Here is a 17,965-nt window from a genome sequence, read left to right on the forward strand (position 1 = left end):
AAGTTGCCGTCTAGCGACGACAGCCTGGGCCTCACCGTCCCGACCTAGCACTCACCCACTGCGAGTGCCAGTGTCACGGGGCAGCCGCTATCGCCTAGCGCGTAAACCGTCGACGACGACGTCGGTAACCCGCTCGGCCAACTCCGAGTTGTAGGCCTCCATCGCCTGGCATCCGACCATGATCGCCTTCACTTCGCGCACCCCGATGTCCGGCCGCGCGGTGCCCGCCCGCTGCGCGGCGCGCAGCAGCTCGTCGAGGATCGCCAGGAAGGCTTCCTCGGCGTCCGGCGCCGCGGTGGCGATGTCGATGCCGAACCCGGCCAGGGCGTCGACCAGGCCACGGTCCCCGGCGCCCCACTGCAACACGATCGAGCGCAGGTAGACAAAGAGCGCCTCGCCAGGTCCGTCGGATTCCAGCAGGGCGCGCCCGTCGTCGACCAATCGCTGCATGCGGTCCTCGATGATCGCCGCAAACAGCGCCTCCTTGGTCGGGAAATGCCGGTAGACGGTGCCGGCCCCGACTCCGGCGCGACGCGCGATCTCGTCGATGGGCACCGACAAGCCCTCGGCCGCAAAAGTGTCATAGGCGACCTCCAGCACCCGCGCACGATTGCGCGCCGCGTCGGCACGCAGCCGACGTTCGGGCTGCGCCATCTATTCACCACCCATCGGTTGACAAAGCGGGGCGATCGTTCCGTATAGTGAAGACAACCGGAGCGCTCGCCCCGTTTTACTCTACAAGTTCTTAAGGAGCCCGTCATGGCCAAATGGACCGCCGCCGACATTCCCGACCAATCCGGTCGCGTCGCCGTCATCACCGGAGCCAACACCGGCCTGGGCTACGAAACCGCCGCCGCACTAGCCGACCACGGCGCCCAAGTCGTGCTGGCGGTGCGCAATCTCGACAAAGGCAAGGAGGCCGCCGCACGCATCGCGGCCAGCAGCTCGCAGGCCGATGTCGCGCTGCAGGAGCTCGACCTGACGTCGCTGGACTCGATCCGGGCCGCGGCCGACGAGCTGCGGTCCGCGCACGACCGCATCGACCTGCTGATCAACAACGCGGGCGTGATGTGGACGCCGAAGTCGACCACCAAAGACGGCTTCGAGCTGCAGTTCGGCACCAACCACCTCGGCCATTTCGCCTTCACCGGCCTGCTCCTGGATCGGCTGCTGCCGGTCGCCGGGTCCCGGGTCGTGACGGTCAGCAGCATCGGGCACCGCATCCGCGGCGACATTCACTTCGACGATCTGCAGTGGGAGCGCAGCTACAACCGGGTCGCCGCCTACGGGCAGGCCAAGCTGGCCAACCTGCTGTTCACCTATGAACTGCAGCGACGGCTGGCTCCCCAGGGGACGACGATCGCCGCGGCCGCGCACCCCGGCGGCTCCCGCACCGAGCTGACCCGCCACCTGCCTCCGCTGCTGGCGCGCATCGCGCCGGCGATCGAGCCGCTGTTCCAGGGAGCCGATATGGGCGCGCTGCCGACCCTGCGTGCCGCGACCGACCCCGGCGTGCTCGGCGGGCAGTACTACGGCCCCGACGGCCTCGGCGAGCAACGCGGCCACCCCAAGATCGTGTCGTCCAGCGAGAAGTCGCATGACCTCGAGGTGCAGCACCGGTTGTGGGCGGTCTCCGAGGAGCTCACCGGTGTGGTCTACCCCTTCGACTAGGGCAGCTAAGGCAGATCGAGCAGCTGCTCGTAGAAGCCGCCGAAACCGCGCGGGCGGTCGACCAGATGGATCTCGAGGATCCAGTGGCACGGCCGCCCGCGGCCGTCGGTGCGCCGCATCGGCTTGTCCGCACCGGGTGTGATGTACCACTGCGCGCCGTCGCCGGCGATCTTCTTGTGCGGAAACTCGCCCACCAAATGGCCGGCGATCGGACTGCCCCAGTCGAACCCCTCGGCCCCGGCCGCGCCGACCACATAGTCGAACAACTCGGTGCCGGTGACGCAAGCGTGCTCGTCGAAGTAGTGGCGCCCGGCCGCCCAGACCCGCGGAAGTGCGTCGCGGACAGCCATTTTGGCAGGATCGTCGCCCAGCACAAACGTCCGCCCGAAGTCGGCCTCCCATTCCTCGAAGACGGGCCCCAGGTCGAGGAACGCGATGTCGTCATCGGCGATCACCCGGTCCGGCGGATGCTCCTTGAAGGGCTGCAAGGTGTTCTCGCCGGCTCGCACGATGCGCCGGTGCCAGTGCCGGGTCACGCCGAACATCTCCGCGGCCAGGTCGCGAATCTCGTCGGATAACGCCCGCTCTGCCACGCCGGGCCGGACCATCGCGCGCCGTTCGATCTCGTCGAACAATTGCGCCGCCTTGTCCTGGGCGTCCAGCAGCCGTTCCACGCGCACGTCCTCCGGCTCCGCCACCCTCGCGATGCTAACTGGCAATCTGGAAACCATGTCCCTCCTCGTGCCGCCGTATCCGCCGCCCCGCTACACCGCCGACGAGCCAGAGGTCAGCGCCTGGCTTAGACGAGCCGACGCCCCACCGGACTACGAGACTGCCAGCGTCAAATACCACTACCTGGCGAACCAGCAGGCGACCGACGGCGACTACGGCCTGTACCGGGTCGACATCGGCCCGGCCGGCGGCGGGCCCGCGGCCCACTTTCACCGCGCCATGTCCGAGGCCTTCTTCGTGCTCTCCGGGACGATCAAGCTCTACGAGGGCACGGAGTGGACCGACGGGCATCAAGGTGACTTCCTCTACGTCCCGCCGGGCGGCATCCACGGTTTCCGCAACGAGGCCGACGAACCCACTTCGGTCCTGGTTCTGTTCGCGCCGGGTGCGCCGCGCGAGGCCTACTTCGAGGGCCTTGGCGCGCTGGCCGACATGACCGACGACGAACGCACTCAGTGGTTCGTCTCGCACGACAACTATTGGGTCTGAGCGCTGGGCCTGGCGAGCAGTCAAGCGCTCAGATCGCCGCTGACGTAGTGCTGCAGGTTGGGCGTGATCGCGGCGATCACCTCGTCGTCGGTCATCGATGCCAGCGGCTCGATCCTCCAGACGTAGCGCATCAGGGCGAAACCCATCATCTGTGAGGAGACGAGCCCGCTGCGGACCAGGCGGTCGCGTTCATCGCTGCCGAGTTCAGCAACACCCATCAGGCTGCCCGCGACGACGCGGCGCAGCTTCTCCCGGGTGGCCGGTTCGTGCGCGGCGGTCTGCAGGATGGCGCGCAGCGTCGGGCCGACCTCGTCGTCGGCCCAGCTGGCCAGCAACAGCGTGATCAGCGCGGCGCCTAGCTGATCGATCGGCGTAGCCCACGCCTTGGCGACGTTGTCCAGCCACTTCTGCGGCGGGTTGGTCGCGGCGTCCAGCAGGCCTTCCTTCGAACCGAAGTAGTGGTAGACCAGCGCGGGGTCGACATCGGCCGCCCGCGCGACCGCCCGGATCGTGGTTCCGGCCCAGCCGTGATCGGCGAACTCGTCGCGGGCGGCGGCAACAATCCGCGCGGCCAGCACGCCGCGTTCATCGCGCGGACCCGGAGTTAACGATTTCTTCGGCACGAGTCTCATCATAGCGTGAATTTCCTCTTGCGTTGAGACTTATCTCAACGTAGCGTGAGACTTGTCTCAACGCAGCATGAAACTTTGGAGAGCCCCGTGATCACCACCTCGAAACGCGTCGCCGGACTTGACCGCGGCCAGCGCCGGCTGAACGGACCGCAGACATCGGGCCGCGAGTTCCGCAACCTGAGCGAACCGGGGTACGGCACGCGCCGGCACCTCAACGTCAAGATTGCGATGCGCGACGGAATCGAGTTGATGGCCGACATCTATTGCCCGGATGCCGACGGGTCGTTTCCGGCGCTGGTGGCCGCATCGCCCTATGCCCGGCAGATACAAGACCTCGGCGCGCCGGCCGGCTTCATCGAGGCGGGCGCAACCGACTTCTGGGTGCCGCACGGCTATGTCCACATCATCGTGAACCTGCGTGGAACCGGCGGCTCCGGTGGGACTTTCGCCTTCTTCGATAGTCAAGAGCGCCGGGACATGCACGACGTGATCGAGTGGGTCGCCGAACAACCGTGGTGTGACGGCAATGTCGGGATGCTCGGCATCAGCTACTTCGCCATGACTCAACTGGAGGCCGCCGTCGAGCGGCCCCCACATCTGAGGGCCATCTTTCCGTTCGCCGTCACCAGCGATCTCTACGACGCCGCGACCCATCACGGCCTGCCCAGTTCGAAATTTGTCAGTTCGTTTCTGTCGATACTGGGGCTGACGGCGCCAAAGAGCGACAGGTTCTACCGCAGCGGGCCGTTCACCGTTGCCCGGCGCATCTTGAATCTGCCGCCGGTGCACAAGAAATTCGCCACGATGAACGGCGAATCGGCCAACGGCATGCTCAACCTGCTGATGAAACTCCCGCATCCGCCGCGGCCGTGGGACGAGCTCTGGCAGAACGCCGTCGTCAGACATCCGATACGGGACGCATGGTGGGACGAACGCGACCTTACGCCTCTGCTCGAAAACATCGACATACCAGTCTATTTGGGTTGCGATTGGGAGAATGCGCCGCTTCATCTGCCGTCGACCTTTACGGCGCTGCGCAACCTGACCAAGAGCCCCTGTGTCCGGGTCGCGATGCTCGGCAAGTACGGCCTGACCTGGCCATGGGAGAGCATGCACATCGAGGCGCTCGCGTGGTACGACCATTGGCTCAAGGGACGCGACACCGGGATCCTCGAGGGGCCCGCGTTCCGCTACTTCCTGCCCGAAGCCGACGAGTGGAAGGCCGAGGAGTCGTGGCCGCCCGCGCGCAGCTCGCACGTCGAACTTGCGCTGCGCGCCGACGCGGCCCTCGCCGCCGACGAGGGCGAACCCGGCAGCCGCGAATATTGTTCCCTGGGAACAGGACTCAACCGCGCCAGGCCCAGCGAGATCGATCCGCCGTCGCTGCTGACCTGGACCACCGCGCCGCTGGATGATGACCTCGATGTGGCCGGAGACATCGAACTGCGCTTGGTCGCTTCGGCGACGGCGTTGGACACCGGCTGGATCGTCACCGTGTCCGATATCACCGAAGACGGCTCGCTTGTCGACCACCTCACCAGTGGATGGCTTCGGGCCAGCCTGCGCGAGATCGACGAAGACGCCAGCCGACCCGGCGCCCCGGCGCTATCGTGCCGGACCGCGGTCGGGGTCCCGATCGGTCAAGACGTCGTGTATCGAATCCCGTTGCTCCCCAACGCCCGCCGGTTCCGCCGCGGGCACCGTATCCGGTTGACACTCACCAGCGACGACCAGAACCCCGACGTTCCGGCCATCATGGACTTCCGTCATGCGCCCGTCGGCACTAGCACCATCAACACCATCCGGTCGTCGTCGCGGCTGCTGCTGCCGGTGCTTGGCTAGGTTATGCACGCAGCCGGTAGTCGTCGTCGACCAGCGTGCGGGTGCGCTCGAAGAATGTCCGCCCGCTGTAGGGCAATTGGGTGACGACCTTGCCACTAGGATGGCGAAAGTAATTGGTGCAGGCGAGCCAGACCCTGCCCTCCATCGCGGTCTGGAGCTCGTCGTTGTAGCGGCGCTGTGCGTCGGGGGTGACCTCGATGGTCCGCGCGCCGCGACTGCCCATTACGTCGAGTATCTGGCGAATGAACGTCGTCTGCGCCTCGTGGATGTAGATGATCGAGTTGACGCCATTGGTGTTGGGGCCGTAGAGCGTAAAGAAGTTCGGATACCCGGCGATCAGCGTGCCCAGGTAGGCTTCCGCGCCGTCGCTCCAGTCCTCGCGCAGCTGACGGCCGCCGCTTCCGTACACGTCGATGCTGTCCAGATAGTCGGCGGCTTTGAAGCCGGTGCCGTAGATGATGGTGTCGACGAGATGCTCGGCGCCGTCGGTGGTGCGCACGCCCCGCTCGGTGATCTCGGCGATCGCGGTCGTTTCCAGGCTGACGTTCGGCAATCCGAACGTCGGGTACCACTCACGCGACATCAGTGGCCGCTTGCAACCCGCCGGGTAGTCCGGCGTCAGCTTGGCGCGCAGCTCGGGATCGGCGACCTTGCGCATCAGGTAGCTGCGGGCCAGCTCGGTCGCCTCGCGGGTCTGCGTGGCGTCGACGTCGAAACTGGACGACTCGTAGGCGTCGAAGGCCTCGTCGCGCAGCTTCTGAACCGCTGCGGGATCGCGTTCGAACTCCGCGTGCTGCTCGGCGCTGAACGGAAAATCGAAGCGGGGCGAGATCCAGATCGGGGTTCGCTGAAAGACGGTGAGATGACCGGCTTTTGGGGCGATCGCGGGAACGTACTGGATCGCGCTGGCGCCAGTACCGATGGATGCGACCCGCTCACCCGCCGTCGACTTGCTGTGATCCCAGCGCGCGGAGTGGAATCGCCTTCCCCGAAAACGTAGCGCCCCAGGGATATCCGGGACGTGGGGCACATCGAGCATCCCGACCGCGCTCACCACGGCGTCGAACTCGTGCTCATCCCCGTCGTCGGTGACCAGCGTCCAGCGGCGGTGCGCGTCCGACCAGCGCACCGTGCTGATCGCGGTGCCCGGCCGCAGGTGTGGGCCCAGCCCGTGTTCGTCGGCCACCCTTTCGAGATAGGCCAGGATCTCGGGCTGGTTCGCGTAGGTCTTGCTCCATCGCGGGTTGAGCGCGAACGAATACGAGTACAGATGCGACGGGACATCGCAGGCCGCACCCGGAAAAGTGTTGTGCCGCCAGGTGCCTCCGAATCCGTCGGCGCGGTCGAAGATGGTGAAGCCGTAGCCCCCCTGCGCGAGCTGAATTCCCATCGCGATGCCCCCGGCACCCGCGCCGATCACCCCGACGCGCGGCTTCAGCCCCATTGCGCGAAGTAGGGTCGCTCGGGACGGCTCTTCTCCACCAGGATGAACACCACGCCCCAGGGGTCGACGAACCACGTGGTGCGCACGCGGGCGACGTCCGCAATTCCGCTGACCAGCAAGCGAACTCCCTTGCTCTCGAGTTCGGCCCGAGTGGCGTCGAGGTCCGTACAGATCAGCCCGACGTGCGAGAGCCCGTGGTCGGTCAGGGCCCTGCCGGCGGGAGAGTCACCGTCGACGTTGAGGTACTCGATCACCTCCAGGACGCGATCACTGTCGTCGCCCAGGCCGACAATGGCCGCTTTCATGGTGGGGTCGGCCACCAGCTCGCCCATGTCGTTGCGAATGGCGTTACCGGCCATCACATACGGCGGCGAGAGCACACGCAGGCCCAATACGTCTCGGTAGAAGGCCACCGCGGCCTCACAATCCGGGACGCATACCCCGGTATGGGCCAACCCGGTAATCACGTTCTCGACTCTACGTCGCGCGAGACCCCCGGGGCGGGTAGTACTGGCTTCGAAATCCGACAGGCCGATAATGGCCGGGTGCGGTCAGTCGAAGAGCATCAGCGCGTCGTAGCGGCAATGATCAGTGCCCGCCCCGCCGTCACGGTCCCGCTGGCGCAGGCGCAAGGCCTGGTCCTGGCCGACGACGTGGTTGCCGACCTGGCGCTGCCGGTTTTCGACAACTCCGCGATGGACGGATACGCGGTGCGCGCCGAGGACACGGCGGACGCCACGCCCGAGCATCCGGTGGTACTGCCGGTCGCCGAGGATATTCCGGCCGGGCGCATCGATCAGTTGACGCTGCAACCCGGGACCGCGCACCGGATTATGACCGGCGCGCCACTGCCGGCCGGGGCAACGGGCATTGTGCCGGTGGAGAACACCGATGGCGGCGTCGACTCGGTCACGATCCGCTCAGGTTCACCGCCCGGCAAGCACATCCGTCGCGCGGGCGAGGACGTGGCACCGGGCACCACCGTGCTGCGCAAGGGCCAGGTCGTCACGCCGGCAGTGCTGGGCCTGGCCGCGGCGCTGGGATTGCCGGGGCTATCCGTGATCCCACGGCAGCGGGTGCTGGTGATCTCGACCGGAACGGAGCTGGTGACGCCGGGCACCCCGCTGCTGGCCGGACAGATCTACGAGTCCAACTCGATCATGCTGGCCGGGGCCGTGCGTGAAGCGGGCGCGGACGTGAGCGCCGTCGCGACCGCCGAAGACGACGTCGAGCAGTTCAGCTCGATCCTGGATCGGCACGCGGGGAACGCGGACCTGATCATCACCAGCGGCGGAGTCAGCGCCGGCGCCTACGAGGTCGTCAAAGACGCCTTTGGTCGTGAGGGTGATCAGGGAGTCGAATTCGTCAAGGTGGCAATGCAACCCGGGATGCCCCAGGGCATCGGGCGGGTCGCCGGCACGACGATCGTCACCCTGCCCGGCAACCCGGTCAGCGCGTTGGTGTCCTTCGAGGTGTTCATGCGTCCGGCGCTGCGCACGGCCATGGGCCTACCGAACCCGCACCGCCCGCACCGGCCCGCGGTTCTCGCCGAGTCGTTGACCTCACCGCGGGGCAAGCGTCAGTTCCGCCGCGCGATCCTCGACACCGACGGCGGCAGCGTGCTCAGCTACGGCCCGCCGGCCTCACACCATCTGCGCTGGCTCGCCTCGGCGAACGGACTCCTCGACATCCCCGAGGATGTCGAGGAGGTGTCCGCCGGAACCGAGCTGCAGGTCTGGGATCTGAGCTAAGGCGCCCGGTGAAAGTCGTCGGCGGCCTCGAACGCAGAGGTACACCGGATTGCGATCGCGGCCACGCTCACCATCACCGGAATGGTCACTAGCGCTCCCGGCAATCCAATCCGGTCGGCGAGATGGCCGATCAACGGCGGCCCCAACAGATAGCCCAGCCAGCCGCCGGCAGCCACGATCGCAATCGCCGACCCTGCGTTGCCCGCAGAGTAGGCGGCGCTGAACGCGGTGGGAACCAGCAGCGCCACGCCGGCACCCAGGCAGGCGAAGCCGATCACGCTGACGACGGGGTTGGCCACCACCAGCGTCACACTCATCGTGATCGCCGCGAACAGGGCTAACACGGGCAGTAGCCGACGGGCGGAAAAGCGTGCCTGCAGCCGGGTGGCCCCCAACCGGGTGACCACCATCAGCAAGGTGTACGCGGCGTAGCTCAGCGCGGCCGCGCCGGGGCTGGCACCGACGACGTTGCGTGAGTAGGTGGCCGACCAGTCCGACGCTGCGCCCTCGGCCAGAAAGGACGCGAAGGACACTGCGGCAAGCACGCCCACCGTGGCCGTCAACCCCGAGCGCCTCCTCGAGCGCGCTCTCGAATCGCCGGCGTCCGCCTGCTCGGCTACCAGGTACCGGGTGAACGGTCCCGCGACAACGAGGACGACGATCCCCACGACCGTCAACAGCGGGCTCAGGCCGACTCCGGCGGTCACAGCGGCCGCACCGGTGCTTGCTCCGAGCAATGCGCCCACACTCCACATGCCGTGGAAGCGAGCCATGATCGGCGCCCGCGCGAGCCGCTCGACGGTGGCGGCCTGGGTGTTCATCGCGACGTCCAATGCACCCTGAAACACGCCCCACACGGCCAGTGTCAGGAACAGCGACAGCTCGCAGGAGGCCACCCCAATAGTTGTGGTGGCGACGGCATAACCGACGAGGGTGACGGGAACCAACCGGCGGCTGCCCCACCGGGGTAGTGCCCAGTGGCAAAAGATCATGGCCGCCACGGAACCCAGCGGCGCACCGAACAGCGCCGTGCCCAGATCCGCGTTGGACAGACCGAGCTGGGCTTTGACTTGGGGGATATAGGCGACCCAGGACGCGGCCATCACCGCATGCGCCGTGAAGACGACGGTGACGGTGATTTTTGCGTGACGCAGCTGTCGTACCGAGATGTTGTGAGTTTGCGCCTGCGTCGAAATCGGTGGACCTCCTGCGTCGTGATAGTTAAATCCTTACCGCTGTGGCCCGGGCGAACCCGAAGGCCGTCCACGCTCCGTAAGATGACGGGGGTGGCACGACGCCCCCGCCCTTCCACTGAGGAAGGCCCGTCCTACCAGGGCCCGACGGTCAACCCACGGCACATGCTCGAATTGGTGCGCGAGACCGTTCCGCCGGTGCATCCCGCGGGACTGCCGTTCATCTCGGCCGGCTTGGCGCTGGCAGTCCTCGGACACAACCACCGGTGGCCCCGGCGGGCCGGCCTGCTAACCGCCGCTGCCTGCGCGGCGTTCTTCCGGCACCCGCCGCGAGTGCCGCCCACCAAACCCGGTGTCGTCGTCGCCCCGGCCGACGGCCTGATCTGCCTGGTCGATTCCGCCGTCCCGCCCGCCGAACTCAGCATGGGCGACGCGCCGCTACCACGGGTCAGCATCTTCCTGTCGATCCTGGACGCCCACGTGCAGCGCGCCCCGGTCGGCGGCGAAGTGATCGCCGTGCAGCACCGGCCCGGCCGGTTCGGGTCGGCCGACCTGCCGTCGGCGAGCGACGACAACGAGCGCACCAGCGTGCGGATCCGGACCGACAGTGGCGCCGAGGTAGTCGCCGTGCAGATCGCCGGACTCATCGCGCGCCGCATCGTGTGCGACGCGCACGTCGGAGACAAGCTGGCCATCGGTGACACCTACGGCCTGATCCGGTTCGGCTCACGGCTGGACACCTACCTGCCACCGGGCACCGCGCCGATCGTCGCCGTCGGGCAGCGCGCGGTGGGCGGCGAAACCGTATTGGCCGACCTGCCATGACCAACAAGATCCGGGGCCGGGCAGTCAATCTGCAGATCCTGCCCAGTGCGATGACGGTGCTGTCCATCTGCGCGGGGCTGACTTCCATCAAGTTCGCCCTCGAGCACCAGCCGAAGGCCGCTATGGCGCTGATCGCCGCCGCTGCGATTCTCGACGGGCTGGACGGCCGGGTAGCCCGCATCCTGGACGCGCAATCGCGGCTCGGTGAGGAGATCGACTCGCTGGCCGACGCGGTGAACTTCGGGGTGACGCCCGCGATCGTGCTCTACGTGACGCTGCTGTCGGCCTCGCCGGCCGGCTGGATCGTGGTGCTGCTGTACGCGGTGTGCGTGGTGCTGCGACTGGCCCGGTTCAACGCGCTGCAGGACGACGGGACCCAGCCGGCCTACGCGCACGAATTCTTCGTCGGGATGCCCGCCCCGGCGGGCGCGATCTCGATGATCGGCCTGATCGGACTCAAATTGCAGTTCGGTGCCGGCTGGTGGTCGTCGCCGGTGTTTCTGTGCATCTGGATCACCGGGACGTCGATGCTGATGATCAGCAAACTCCCGATGCGCAAGATGCATGCGGCAGCGGTGCCACCGAACTGGGCGGCCCCGCTGCTGGCCATCCTGGCGATCTGCGCGGCGGCGGCGGTGCTGGCGCCCTACGTTCTAATCTGGGTGATCATCATCGCCTACCTGTGCCATGTCCCATTCGCACTGCGCCACCAGCGCTGGCTGGCCGCGCACCCGGAAGTGTGGGACGAAAAACCCGAGCAACGGCGTGCCGTGCGGCGCGCCAGCCGCCGCGCACAGCCCAGCCGGCGGCCGATAGTCCGGCTGGGAAGACCGGGCGGGCGATCGATGGCACGACTGGGGCTGCGTAAGCCCGGTGAACGATTGCCATGACCCGCGCGGGCTCGGGCCAGCTGACGCTGACCGCCCGGCTGAACAACTCAGCCGTCGACTCGCGCCGCGGCGTCATCAGGATGCACCCCAATGCTGTTGCCGCGCTTGGCATCCGGGAGTGGGACGCGGTATCGCTGACCGGATTGCGAACCACCGCCGCGGTGGCCGGGCTGGCCGATCGGGCGATCCCGGTGGGTACGGTGCTGCTCGACGACGTGACGCTGTCCAACGCCGGGCTGCGCGAGGGCACCGCGGTGATCGTCAGCGCCGTCACGGTGTACGGCGCACGATCGGTGACGCTGAACGGCTCTTCGCTTGCCACCCAATCGATTACATCTGCCCACCTGCGCCAGGCCCTGCTCGGCAAGGTGATGACCGTGGGGGACGCGGTGTCACTGCTGCCCCGCGACCTGGGCCCCGGCACGTCGACGTCGGTTGCCAGCCGGGCACTGGCGTCGGCAGTCGGCATCAGCTGGACCTCGGAGCTGCTCACCGTCACCGGAGTCGATCCCGACGGCCCGGTGAGTGTGCAGCCGAACTCGTTGGTCAGCTGGGGCGACGGCGTGCCGATCGGCGGTCTGGCACCTCGGCCGGAATCGGTCGCCATCGCCGATCCCGCCATCGGAGTCGACGATCTCAAAGGATCGCAGGTTCAGGCCGGCAAGCTCAGCGAATGGCTCAAGCTGGCCCTCGATGAACCGCACCTGCTGAAAACCCTTGGCGCCACCACGAATCTGGGTGTGCTGGTGTCGGGTCCGGCCGGTGTCGGCAAGACGACGATGGTGCGCGCGGTGTGCGCGGGCCGCAGGCTGGTCGCGCTCGACGGCCCGGAAGTGGGCGCACTGGCGGCCGAGGACCGGCTCAAAACCATGGCCGCCGCCGCGGTGACTGCGGTCCGCGACGGCGGCGGCGTACTGCTGATCACCGATGCCGACGCACTGCTGCCGGAGACCGCCGAACCGGTGGCCACCCTTGTGCTCGCCGAGCTGCGCACCGCGGTGGCCACCGACGCAGTGGCGTTGGTCGTCACGTCCGCGCGACCCGACCAGCTCGATCCCCGACTGCGCTCCCCCGAGCTGTGCGACCGGGAACTCGGCTTGCCGCTGCCCGACGGCGCGACCCGCAAAGCGCTGCTGGAGACATTGCTGAAATCGGTACCCGCCGGCGAGCTGGAACTTGATGAAATCGCCTGTCGTACACCAGGTTTCGTCGCCGCCGACCTGGCTGCGCTGGTGCGCGAGGCGGCGCTTCGGGCGGCGTCTCGAGCCAGCGCCGACGGCCAGCCACCCAAGCTGAACCAGGACGATCTGGTCGGCGCGCTGAGCGTCATTCGGCCGCTGTCCCGCTCGGCCAGCGAGGAGCTGACCGTCGGGAATGTGACGCTCGACGACGTCGGCGACATGACCGAAGCCAAGCAGGCCCTGACCGAAGCGGTGCTGTGGCCGCTGCAGCATCCCGACACCTTCGCGCGCCTCGGAGTCGATCCGCCGCGCGGAGTGCTGCTGTACGGGCCACCCGGCTGCGGCAAGACCTTTGTGGTCCGCGCACTGGCCAGCACCGGGCAGCTGAGTGTGCACGCCGTCAAAGGCTCCGAGCTGATGGACAAATGGGTGGGCGCCTCGGAGAAGGCGGTCCGCGAGTTATTCCGGCGCGCACGGGATTCGGCGCCGTCGCTGGTGTTCCTCGACGAGGTGGACGCGCTGGCGCCCCGCCGCGGGCAGAGCTTCGACTCCGGTGTGACCGACCGGGTGGTGGCTTCGCTGCTGACCGAGCTCGACGGCATCGACCCGCTGCGCGATGTCGTGGTGCTGGGTGCCACCAATCGCCCCGATCTGATCGACCCCGCGCTGCTGCGGCCCGGCCGCCTGGAGCGACTGGTGTTCGTCGAACCGCCCGACGCCGCTGCCCGCCGCGAAATCCTGCGGACCGCAGCCAAGTCCATTCCGCTGAGCGCCGATGTCGATCTCGACGATATCGCCGCCGAACTCGATGGCTATAGCGCGGCCGACTGCGTGGCCCTGCTGCGCGAGGCGGCGCTCACCGCGATGCGGCGATCCATCGACGCCGCCGACGTGACCGCCGCCGACTTGGCGGCGGCCCGCAAAAACGTGCGGCCCTCGCTGGACCCCCACCAGGTCGATTCGCTACGGGCGTTCGCCAAAGCTCTCTAGCAGCGCCCGCACCGACGCCGCGACGTCGGCTTCCAGCCAGGTCGGCATCGCGTCGTCGTGGACATGCCGCCGAACCACGGCATAGGGCAGGTCGGCGACCGCGCGTGCGACGGCGTCGACGGATCGGGCATCTTTGCGCCCGTACAGTTTTCGGGCCAGGGCGCCGACCCGCTCGGTCAGCGGCGCGTTCATGGCGGCCACCGTCTGCTGAAATTGTGCGTCGGGCTCCTCATCGAGCAAGTCGGCAGGGCGAATGGTCAATAACAGCCGGGCATCGGCCGGGAGTTCACGTGCGAAGCTGATCGCGGCGACGGCCATCGCGACCCCGGTTTCGGTCGGGGTAGCGGCCGTGTTGGTCTCTGAGGCCGCCATCGCGCGGGCCTGGAAGCGTTCCAGCGCACGCAGCCACGCCGCCGTCAGGATCCCGTCGCGACTGCCGAAGCGGTGATACAACGTGCCGGCCGGTGCGCCGCTGAATTTCGCGATCGCCGCCACACTGGCCGCACGCGGCCCACCCTCGAGCACCAGCGCCCGGGCAGCGTCGAGGATCACATCGGTTTCATGCTTCCGCGGAGGGGCCATGATCTAGTACATTCCTTCTATATGGAACGATTACCCTATATCGATGAGCATGCCATAACGATCGACGCGAATCGCGCAGAAACGTGGTCGGCGCTACAACGAGTCATGTGTCGCGACCCGCACGACCCGACCACCGTGCCAACCGGTTTCGTGCTCGAGGAAGCCCGCGAGCCCGAGCGGTTCACGTGCAAAGGCCGCCACCCGTTCGCGGTCTACCGCTGGGTGTTCGAGTTGGATGCCGAAGCGGCCGAGCGCACCCGGGTGCGCTCGGCGACCTGGGCCGCCTTCCCCGGTGTGCACGGAAAGATCTATCGCGCGCTGGTCATCGGCACTGGCGGACACCGGGTCGCGGTGCGATGGACACTGAAACGCATTGCGGCGGCGGTGCTGGCCGAGCAGTCCGAAACCGGCGAGACCGCGTCTGACTACACGGATGTCTTCGAAGTCCCGATCCCACATGGCGACACCCGCAGTGCCGAACAGATGTTTCGCGCTGCGCTGAAAGATGAACCAAGTGCCGGCATCGTGTTGTGGATTCACGGGCACGTATTGAGATTTCGGCTCGGTCCGCCGTCCTCGCCCGATTACGTAATCGGCTGGCAAATCGTGCATTCGGATCCGGATGCGATCGTGCTGACGACGAACGGCCCGCTGATGCGCGGCGAGCTGACGCTGCGACGTGAGGATGGTCGGCGTGCCACACTCACCACTCGCGTGCACTATCACCGCAAGGTCGCCGCCCGGACGGTCTGGGCCGCGGTCGGGCCGCTGCATCGGATGGTGGCACCGCGGTTGATGCAGCGCGCCACCCGGGCGCTACCAGCCGAGGCCGCCCCGAGTCTGGCGCCTAGATAGCAGAATTGCCCCGAATTCGCCCATAGCCCCCGCACTCGACGGCTCGGGTGTTGTTTACGCTGACACGGTGAGCGAACGCCGGACCGCCCTGCAGGCTGTCGAGGGAGTCGACCTGTCCGGCAAGGCTTGTGTGATCACCGGTGCGTCGTCCGGTCTCGGCCTTGAGTCGGCGCGGGCGCTGGCCGCCGCGGGCGCCCACGTGATTCTGGCCGCTCGCAATCGGGATGCACTCACCGAGGCCACCGAGCGGGTGCGGACCGAAGTACCGGGTGCGCAGATCTCGACCGTCGAGCTCGACCTGACCGCACTGCCCAGCGTTCGCGCGGCGGCGGCGGCTATCCGCGATATCACGCCGGCGGTGCATGTGTTGATGAACAACGCCGGCGTGATGTTCACGTCGTTCGGCCGGACCCGTGATGGCTTCGAATTGCAGATCGGGACAAATCATTTCGGTCACTTCTAGCTCACCCGTCTGCTTGTCCCGCAGCTGGCCGCCGCGCAGGGCGCCCGGCTGGTGATCCTGTCTTCCGGGGGCCACGTGATGGGCGACGTGGATTTCGACGATCCCAATTGGGAGCACCGCGACTACAACAAGTTCCTCGCATACGGCGCGTCCAAGACGGCGAACATCCTGCACGCGATCGAGGCCGATCGGCGGCTGCGCGACTTGGGAATTCGCGCGTATGCCGTCCATCCCGGCACCGTCGCCACCTCGCTGGCGCGGCACATGTCCCGCGAGGACTTCTCCGACCTCCGCAAGCTCGTCGTGGACAACAGCGCGCTGCGCGGCGAATTGACCGACGGCCGCCTCGACTTCTCCACTCCCGAGCAGGGCGCGGCCACCCAGGTGTGGGCCGCGGTAAGCCCGGAACTGGCCGACCAAGGCGCGCTGTACCTGGAAGACTGCGGCATCAGCGAGAACGTCGCCCCGTACGCGCGCGACGAACAGCGGGCCGCGCAGTTGTGGACACTCTCCGAGAAGCTGTGTGCCAACTGAGCCGGGCCGCCCGGATACTCACGGCTCCGGCAGGGCTTTCCAGTCGCGGGACACCTTGGAGGCGAACCGCGGGGGCCGTCGCTCGAAGAACGCCGCGACACCTTCACTCGCGTCGGCCGTGCCCATCACGCGGTGGTGCAACTGTGTTTCCAGGGAGGCGACCTGTCGCGGCGTGTAGTTGTGGATCGCGGTGTCCCACAACAACCGCTTAGACAAGGCCGCCGACATCGGCGCCACGTTGACCGCGATATCGCGCGCCATCTCCAGCGCGTGAGCGAACACCTGAGCGGCGGGCAGCGCCCGATTCGCGATGCCGAACTCGACTGCCTCGAGCCCGCTGAACGTGCGCCCGGTCAGCAACACCTCGGCGGCCACGCCCAGGTTGGTCAGGTGCGCCAGCGTCCAGTGCGACATGCAATCAGGTATCACGCCCCGTCGTACTTGCACCACACCGTATTTGGCGTCGTCGGCGACGATGCGGATGTCGGCCTGCAGCGCTATGGTCAGGCCGATCCCGATGGCATGTCCGTTGACGGCGGCGATCACGGGTTTGCGCAATTCGAAGGCTGCCGGGTCGATCGGTGACGCCGAGAACGTGCCATCGTCCTGCGGACTCTCGAATGGTGTTGTGCCACCGGAGAAATCGACGCCGGCGCAAAAGGCGCGGCCCGCGCCCGTGACGACGATCGCCCGGACGTCGTCGTCCTCATCGCACTCCCGGTACGCCCGGCTCAGCAGCGCACCCATCTCGGCGGTGTAAGCGTTGAGGTGGTCGGGCCGATTCAGCGTGAGCACCGCCACGCCCGCATCGATGTCAACCACCACATCGCCGCTCATCGTCGTGCGGGGCTCCGGTGTAGGGCGCCGATCAGCTCCGCGATGTCAGCGCCCGGTGGCGTGTAACCGGGGAAGTAGCAACACACTTCGTCGACGTGCTCGCCGAACCGTACGACCAGCTGCTCGGCACACTGCTCGGGGGTTCCGACGACCCCGATCCGGGCCACCATGTCATCGGTGATCAGCGCGCGCATCTCGGCGAAGCGACCCTGCTTGGACAGCACATTGAGTTCCGGCTGGACATCCGCCCAGCCCTCGACCTCGAGCACCGGCAGGTAGGCCGGTGTCGAGCCGTAGAAGGCGATCAGCGAGGCGACACCGTTGACGGCGGTGGCCAGGTCCGCATCGTTGCTGCCGACCGCGACCATGGCCTGGGCGATCACCTCAAACTCGTCAACGGACCGCTCCGAACGGCGCAGGCCCTCGCTGATCGCGGGAATTGTGCGTTCGGCGAAGTGACGGGTGCTGTTGAAAGGCATCACCAGCAGGCCGTCGGCAACTTCGGCCGCGGTGCGCGTCATGATCGGGCCGAGTGCCCCCATCAACACCGGAGGCGGTCCGAACGGGTTGGGGCCCGGGTTGAAGTTGGGCGCCATCAGGGTGTGGGTGAAGAACTCACCGCGAAAGTCCAAGCGGGACTGACCTTCCCACGCCGCGAATATCGCCTTGATCGCCGCGATCGTTTCGGCCATCCGCGCTGCCGGGCGATCCCACTTGCTGCCGTAGCGCTTTTCGATGTGGACTTTGATCTGCGAGCCCAAGCCGAGCCGGAACCTGCCGCCGCCCAAGACCTGCAAATCGTAGGCGGCATGCGCCATGTGCAATGGACTGCGTGGCGCGGCGATCGCGACGTTGGTCATCAAGTCCAGGCTGGTCTCGTTGGCGGCGATGATCAGTGGGAAGAACACGTCGTGCTGACCCTCGAAGGTGAACACGCCGTCGGCGCCCGTCTCGGCGATCTCGGCCGCGCTCGCCGACGCCCCGGTCGGCGAGCCGTTGACCTGCAAATGTACTTTCACTCAACCATCCAGTCGCGCAATCAGTTTCCCTATAG

The 17,965-nt window shown here is 67.5% G+C and carries 17 protein-coding genes and 1 pseudogene; 9 read left to right on the plus strand and 9 right to left on the minus strand.

Going from position 1 to position 17,965, the window contains the following annotated elements; all coding sequences use genetic code 11:
- Positions 1–87: 87 nt before the first annotated feature.
- The gene (locus tag H7K34_RS21160) at positions 88–654 is read right to left on the minus strand and encodes a TetR/AcrR family transcriptional regulator (RefSeq protein ID WP_264064002.1); all 567 of its coding nucleotides are present in this window, start codon (positions 652–654) and stop codon (positions 88–90) included.
- A gap of 105 nt (positions 655–759) precedes the next feature.
- Here H7K34_RS21160 and H7K34_RS21165 point away from each other — a divergent pair, with 105 nt between their 5' ends.
- Entirely contained in the window at positions 760–1,671 is a 912-nt protein-coding gene (locus H7K34_RS21165; RefSeq protein WP_264064003.1) for an SDR family NAD(P)-dependent oxidoreductase, read from the plus strand.
- Positions 1,672–1,676: 5 nt separating this feature from the next.
- On the opposite strand, the gene H7K34_RS21170 is transcribed toward H7K34_RS21165, so the two are convergent.
- Complete coding sequence (locus H7K34_RS21170; RefSeq protein ID WP_264064004.1) at positions 1,677–2,369, minus strand: M24 family metallopeptidase; 693 nt, start codon at positions 2,367–2,369, stop codon at positions 1,677–1,679.
- Between the two features lie 31 nt (positions 2,370–2,400).
- Here H7K34_RS21170 and H7K34_RS21175 point away from each other — a divergent pair, with 31 nt between their 5' ends.
- A complete protein-coding gene (locus H7K34_RS21175) occupies positions 2,401–2,892 on the plus strand; it encodes a cupin domain-containing protein (protein WP_264064005.1) in 492 nt (163 codons plus the stop codon).
- 20 nt (positions 2,893–2,912) lie between these two features.
- On the opposite strand, the gene H7K34_RS21180 is transcribed toward H7K34_RS21175, so the two are convergent.
- Positions 2,913–3,524, minus strand: coding sequence for a TetR/AcrR family transcriptional regulator (locus H7K34_RS21180; RefSeq protein ID WP_264064818.1), 612 nt, complete (start codon positions 3,522–3,524; stop codon positions 2,913–2,915).
- 87 nt (positions 3,525–3,611) lie between these two features.
- Between H7K34_RS21180 and H7K34_RS21185 the strand changes: the two genes are divergently transcribed.
- A complete protein-coding gene (locus H7K34_RS21185) occupies positions 3,612–5,366 on the plus strand; it encodes a CocE/NonD family hydrolase (protein ID WP_264064006.1) in 1,755 nt (584 codons plus the stop codon).
- Position 5,367: 1 nt separating this feature from the next.
- Here the strand turns inward: H7K34_RS21185 and H7K34_RS21190 are convergent, their stop codons facing one another.
- Positions 5,368–6,810, minus strand: a complete 1,443-nt coding sequence (locus H7K34_RS21190) for a flavin-containing monooxygenase (protein WP_264064007.1) — start codon at positions 6,808–6,810, stop codon at positions 5,368–5,370.
- Positions 6,801–7,277 carry a VOC family protein gene (locus tag H7K34_RS21195; protein WP_264064008.1) on the minus strand — a complete coding sequence of 159 codons (477 nt, stop codon included), beginning with the start codon at positions 7,275–7,277 and terminating at the stop codon, positions 6,801–6,803. Before H7K34_RS21195 ends, H7K34_RS21190 begins: the two co-directional genes overlap by 10 nt.
- A 78-nt stretch (positions 7,278–7,355) precedes the next feature.
- Between H7K34_RS21195 and moeA the strand changes: the two genes are divergently transcribed.
- Entirely contained in the window at positions 7,356–8,561 is a 1,206-nt protein-coding gene (moeA, locus tag H7K34_RS21200) for a molybdopterin molybdotransferase MoeA (RefSeq protein WP_264064009.1), read from the plus strand.
- Here moeA and H7K34_RS21205 read toward each other — a convergent pair.
- Complete coding sequence (locus H7K34_RS21205; RefSeq protein ID WP_264064819.1) at positions 8,558–9,715, minus strand: MFS transporter; 1,158 nt, start codon at positions 9,713–9,715, stop codon at positions 8,558–8,560. The two genes, moeA and H7K34_RS21205, sit on opposite strands and share 4 nt — an antisense overlap.
- A 132-nt stretch (positions 9,716–9,847) precedes the next feature.
- On the opposite strand from H7K34_RS21205, the gene H7K34_RS21210 reads away from it, so the two are divergent.
- Genes H7K34_RS21210 through H7K34_RS21220 form a run of 3 tightly spaced genes read left to right on the plus strand, consistent with a single transcriptional unit; the run spans position 9,848 to position 13,640 of the window.
- Positions 9,848–10,579, plus strand: a complete 732-nt coding sequence (locus tag H7K34_RS21210; protein ID WP_264064010.1) for a phosphatidylserine decarboxylase — start codon at positions 9,848–9,850, stop codon at positions 10,577–10,579.
- Positions 10,576–11,469 carry a CDP-diacylglycerol--serine O-phosphatidyltransferase gene (gene pssA / locus H7K34_RS21215; RefSeq protein WP_264064011.1) on the plus strand — a complete coding sequence of 298 codons (894 nt, stop codon included), beginning with the start codon at positions 10,576–10,578 and terminating at the stop codon, positions 11,467–11,469. The genes H7K34_RS21210 and pssA overlap by 4 nt, the downstream gene beginning before the upstream one ends.
- Positions 11,466–13,640: an AAA family ATPase gene (locus H7K34_RS21220; RefSeq protein WP_264064012.1), complete on the plus strand. Its 2,175-nt coding sequence runs from the start codon at positions 11,466–11,468 to the stop codon at positions 13,638–13,640. Before pssA ends, H7K34_RS21220 begins: the two co-directional genes overlap by 4 nt.
- Here the strand turns inward: H7K34_RS21220 and H7K34_RS21225 are convergent.
- Positions 13,614–14,222, minus strand: a complete 609-nt coding sequence (locus H7K34_RS21225) for a TetR/AcrR family transcriptional regulator (RefSeq protein WP_264064013.1) — start codon at positions 14,220–14,222, stop codon at positions 13,614–13,616. The genes H7K34_RS21220 and H7K34_RS21225 overlap by 27 nt on opposite strands.
- A gap of 21 nt (positions 14,223–14,243) precedes the next feature.
- On the opposite strand from H7K34_RS21225, the gene H7K34_RS21230 reads away from it, so the two are divergent.
- Positions 14,244–15,077 carry a DUF2867 domain-containing protein gene (locus H7K34_RS21230; RefSeq protein ID WP_264064014.1) on the plus strand — a complete coding sequence of 278 codons (834 nt, stop codon included), beginning with the start codon at positions 14,244–14,246 and terminating at the stop codon, positions 15,075–15,077.
- Positions 15,078–15,144: 67 nt separating this feature from the next.
- Positions 15,145–16,074: pseudogene (locus tag H7K34_RS21235) on the plus strand (SDR family NAD(P)-dependent oxidoreductase).
- 18 nt (positions 16,075–16,092) lie between these two features.
- On the opposite strand, the gene H7K34_RS21240 reads toward H7K34_RS21235, so the two are convergent.
- Entirely contained in the window at positions 16,093–16,911 is an 819-nt protein-coding gene (locus H7K34_RS21240; protein ID WP_264064015.1) for an enoyl-CoA hydratase-related protein, read from the minus strand.
- The gene (locus tag H7K34_RS21245) at positions 16,908–17,930 is read right to left on the minus strand and encodes a TIGR03617 family F420-dependent LLM class oxidoreductase (protein WP_264064016.1); all 1,023 of its coding nucleotides are present in this window, start codon (positions 17,928–17,930) and stop codon (positions 16,908–16,910) included. Before H7K34_RS21245 ends, H7K34_RS21240 begins: the two co-directional genes overlap by 4 nt.
- Between the last annotated feature and the right edge of the window lie 35 nt (positions 17,931–17,965).

This window comes from Mycobacterium montefiorense, assembly GCF_025823255.1.
GTDB classification, from domain to species: domain Bacteria; phylum Actinomycetota; class Actinomycetes; order Mycobacteriales; family Mycobacteriaceae; genus Mycobacterium; species Mycobacterium montefiorense.

What these genes read in the sequence shown, in the direction of transcription:
- H7K34_RS21190 (WP_264064007.1), bottom strand. Translation starts at nt 6,810, where the DNA reads ATGGGGCTGAAGCCGCGCGTCGGGGTGATCGGCGCGGGTGCCGGGGGC.
- H7K34_RS21225 (WP_264064013.1), bottom strand. Translation starts at nt 14,222, where the DNA reads ATGGCCCCTCCGCGGAAGCATGAAACCGATGTGATCCTCGACGCTGCC.
- H7K34_RS21230 (WP_264064014.1), top strand. Translation starts at nt 14,244, where the DNA reads ATGGAACGATTACCCTATATCGATGAGCATGCCATAACGATCGACGCG.
- H7K34_RS21165 (WP_264064003.1), top strand. Translation starts at nt 760, where the DNA reads ATGGCCAAATGGACCGCCGCCGACATTCCCGACCAATCCGGTCGCGTC.
- H7K34_RS21175 (WP_264064005.1), top strand. Translation starts at nt 2,401, where the DNA reads ATGTCCCTCCTCGTGCCGCCGTATCCGCCGCCCCGCTACACCGCCGAC.
- H7K34_RS21240 (WP_264064015.1), bottom strand. Translation starts at nt 16,911, where the DNA reads ATGAGCGGCGATGTGGTGGTTGACATCGATGCGGGCGTGGCGGTGCTC.
- H7K34_RS21160 (WP_264064002.1), bottom strand. Translation starts at nt 654, where the DNA reads ATGGCGCAGCCCGAACGTCGGCTGCGTGCCGACGCGGCGCGCAATCGT.
- H7K34_RS21220 (WP_264064012.1), top strand. Translation starts at nt 11,466, where the DNA reads ATGACCCGCGCGGGCTCGGGCCAGCTGACGCTGACCGCCCGGCTGAAC.
- H7K34_RS21180 (WP_264064818.1), bottom strand. Translation starts at nt 3,524, where the DNA reads ATGAGACTCGTGCCGAAGAAATCGTTAACTCCGGGTCCGCGCGATGAA.
- pssA (WP_264064011.1), top strand. Translation starts at nt 10,576, where the DNA reads ATGACCAACAAGATCCGGGGCCGGGCAGTCAATCTGCAGATCCTGCCC.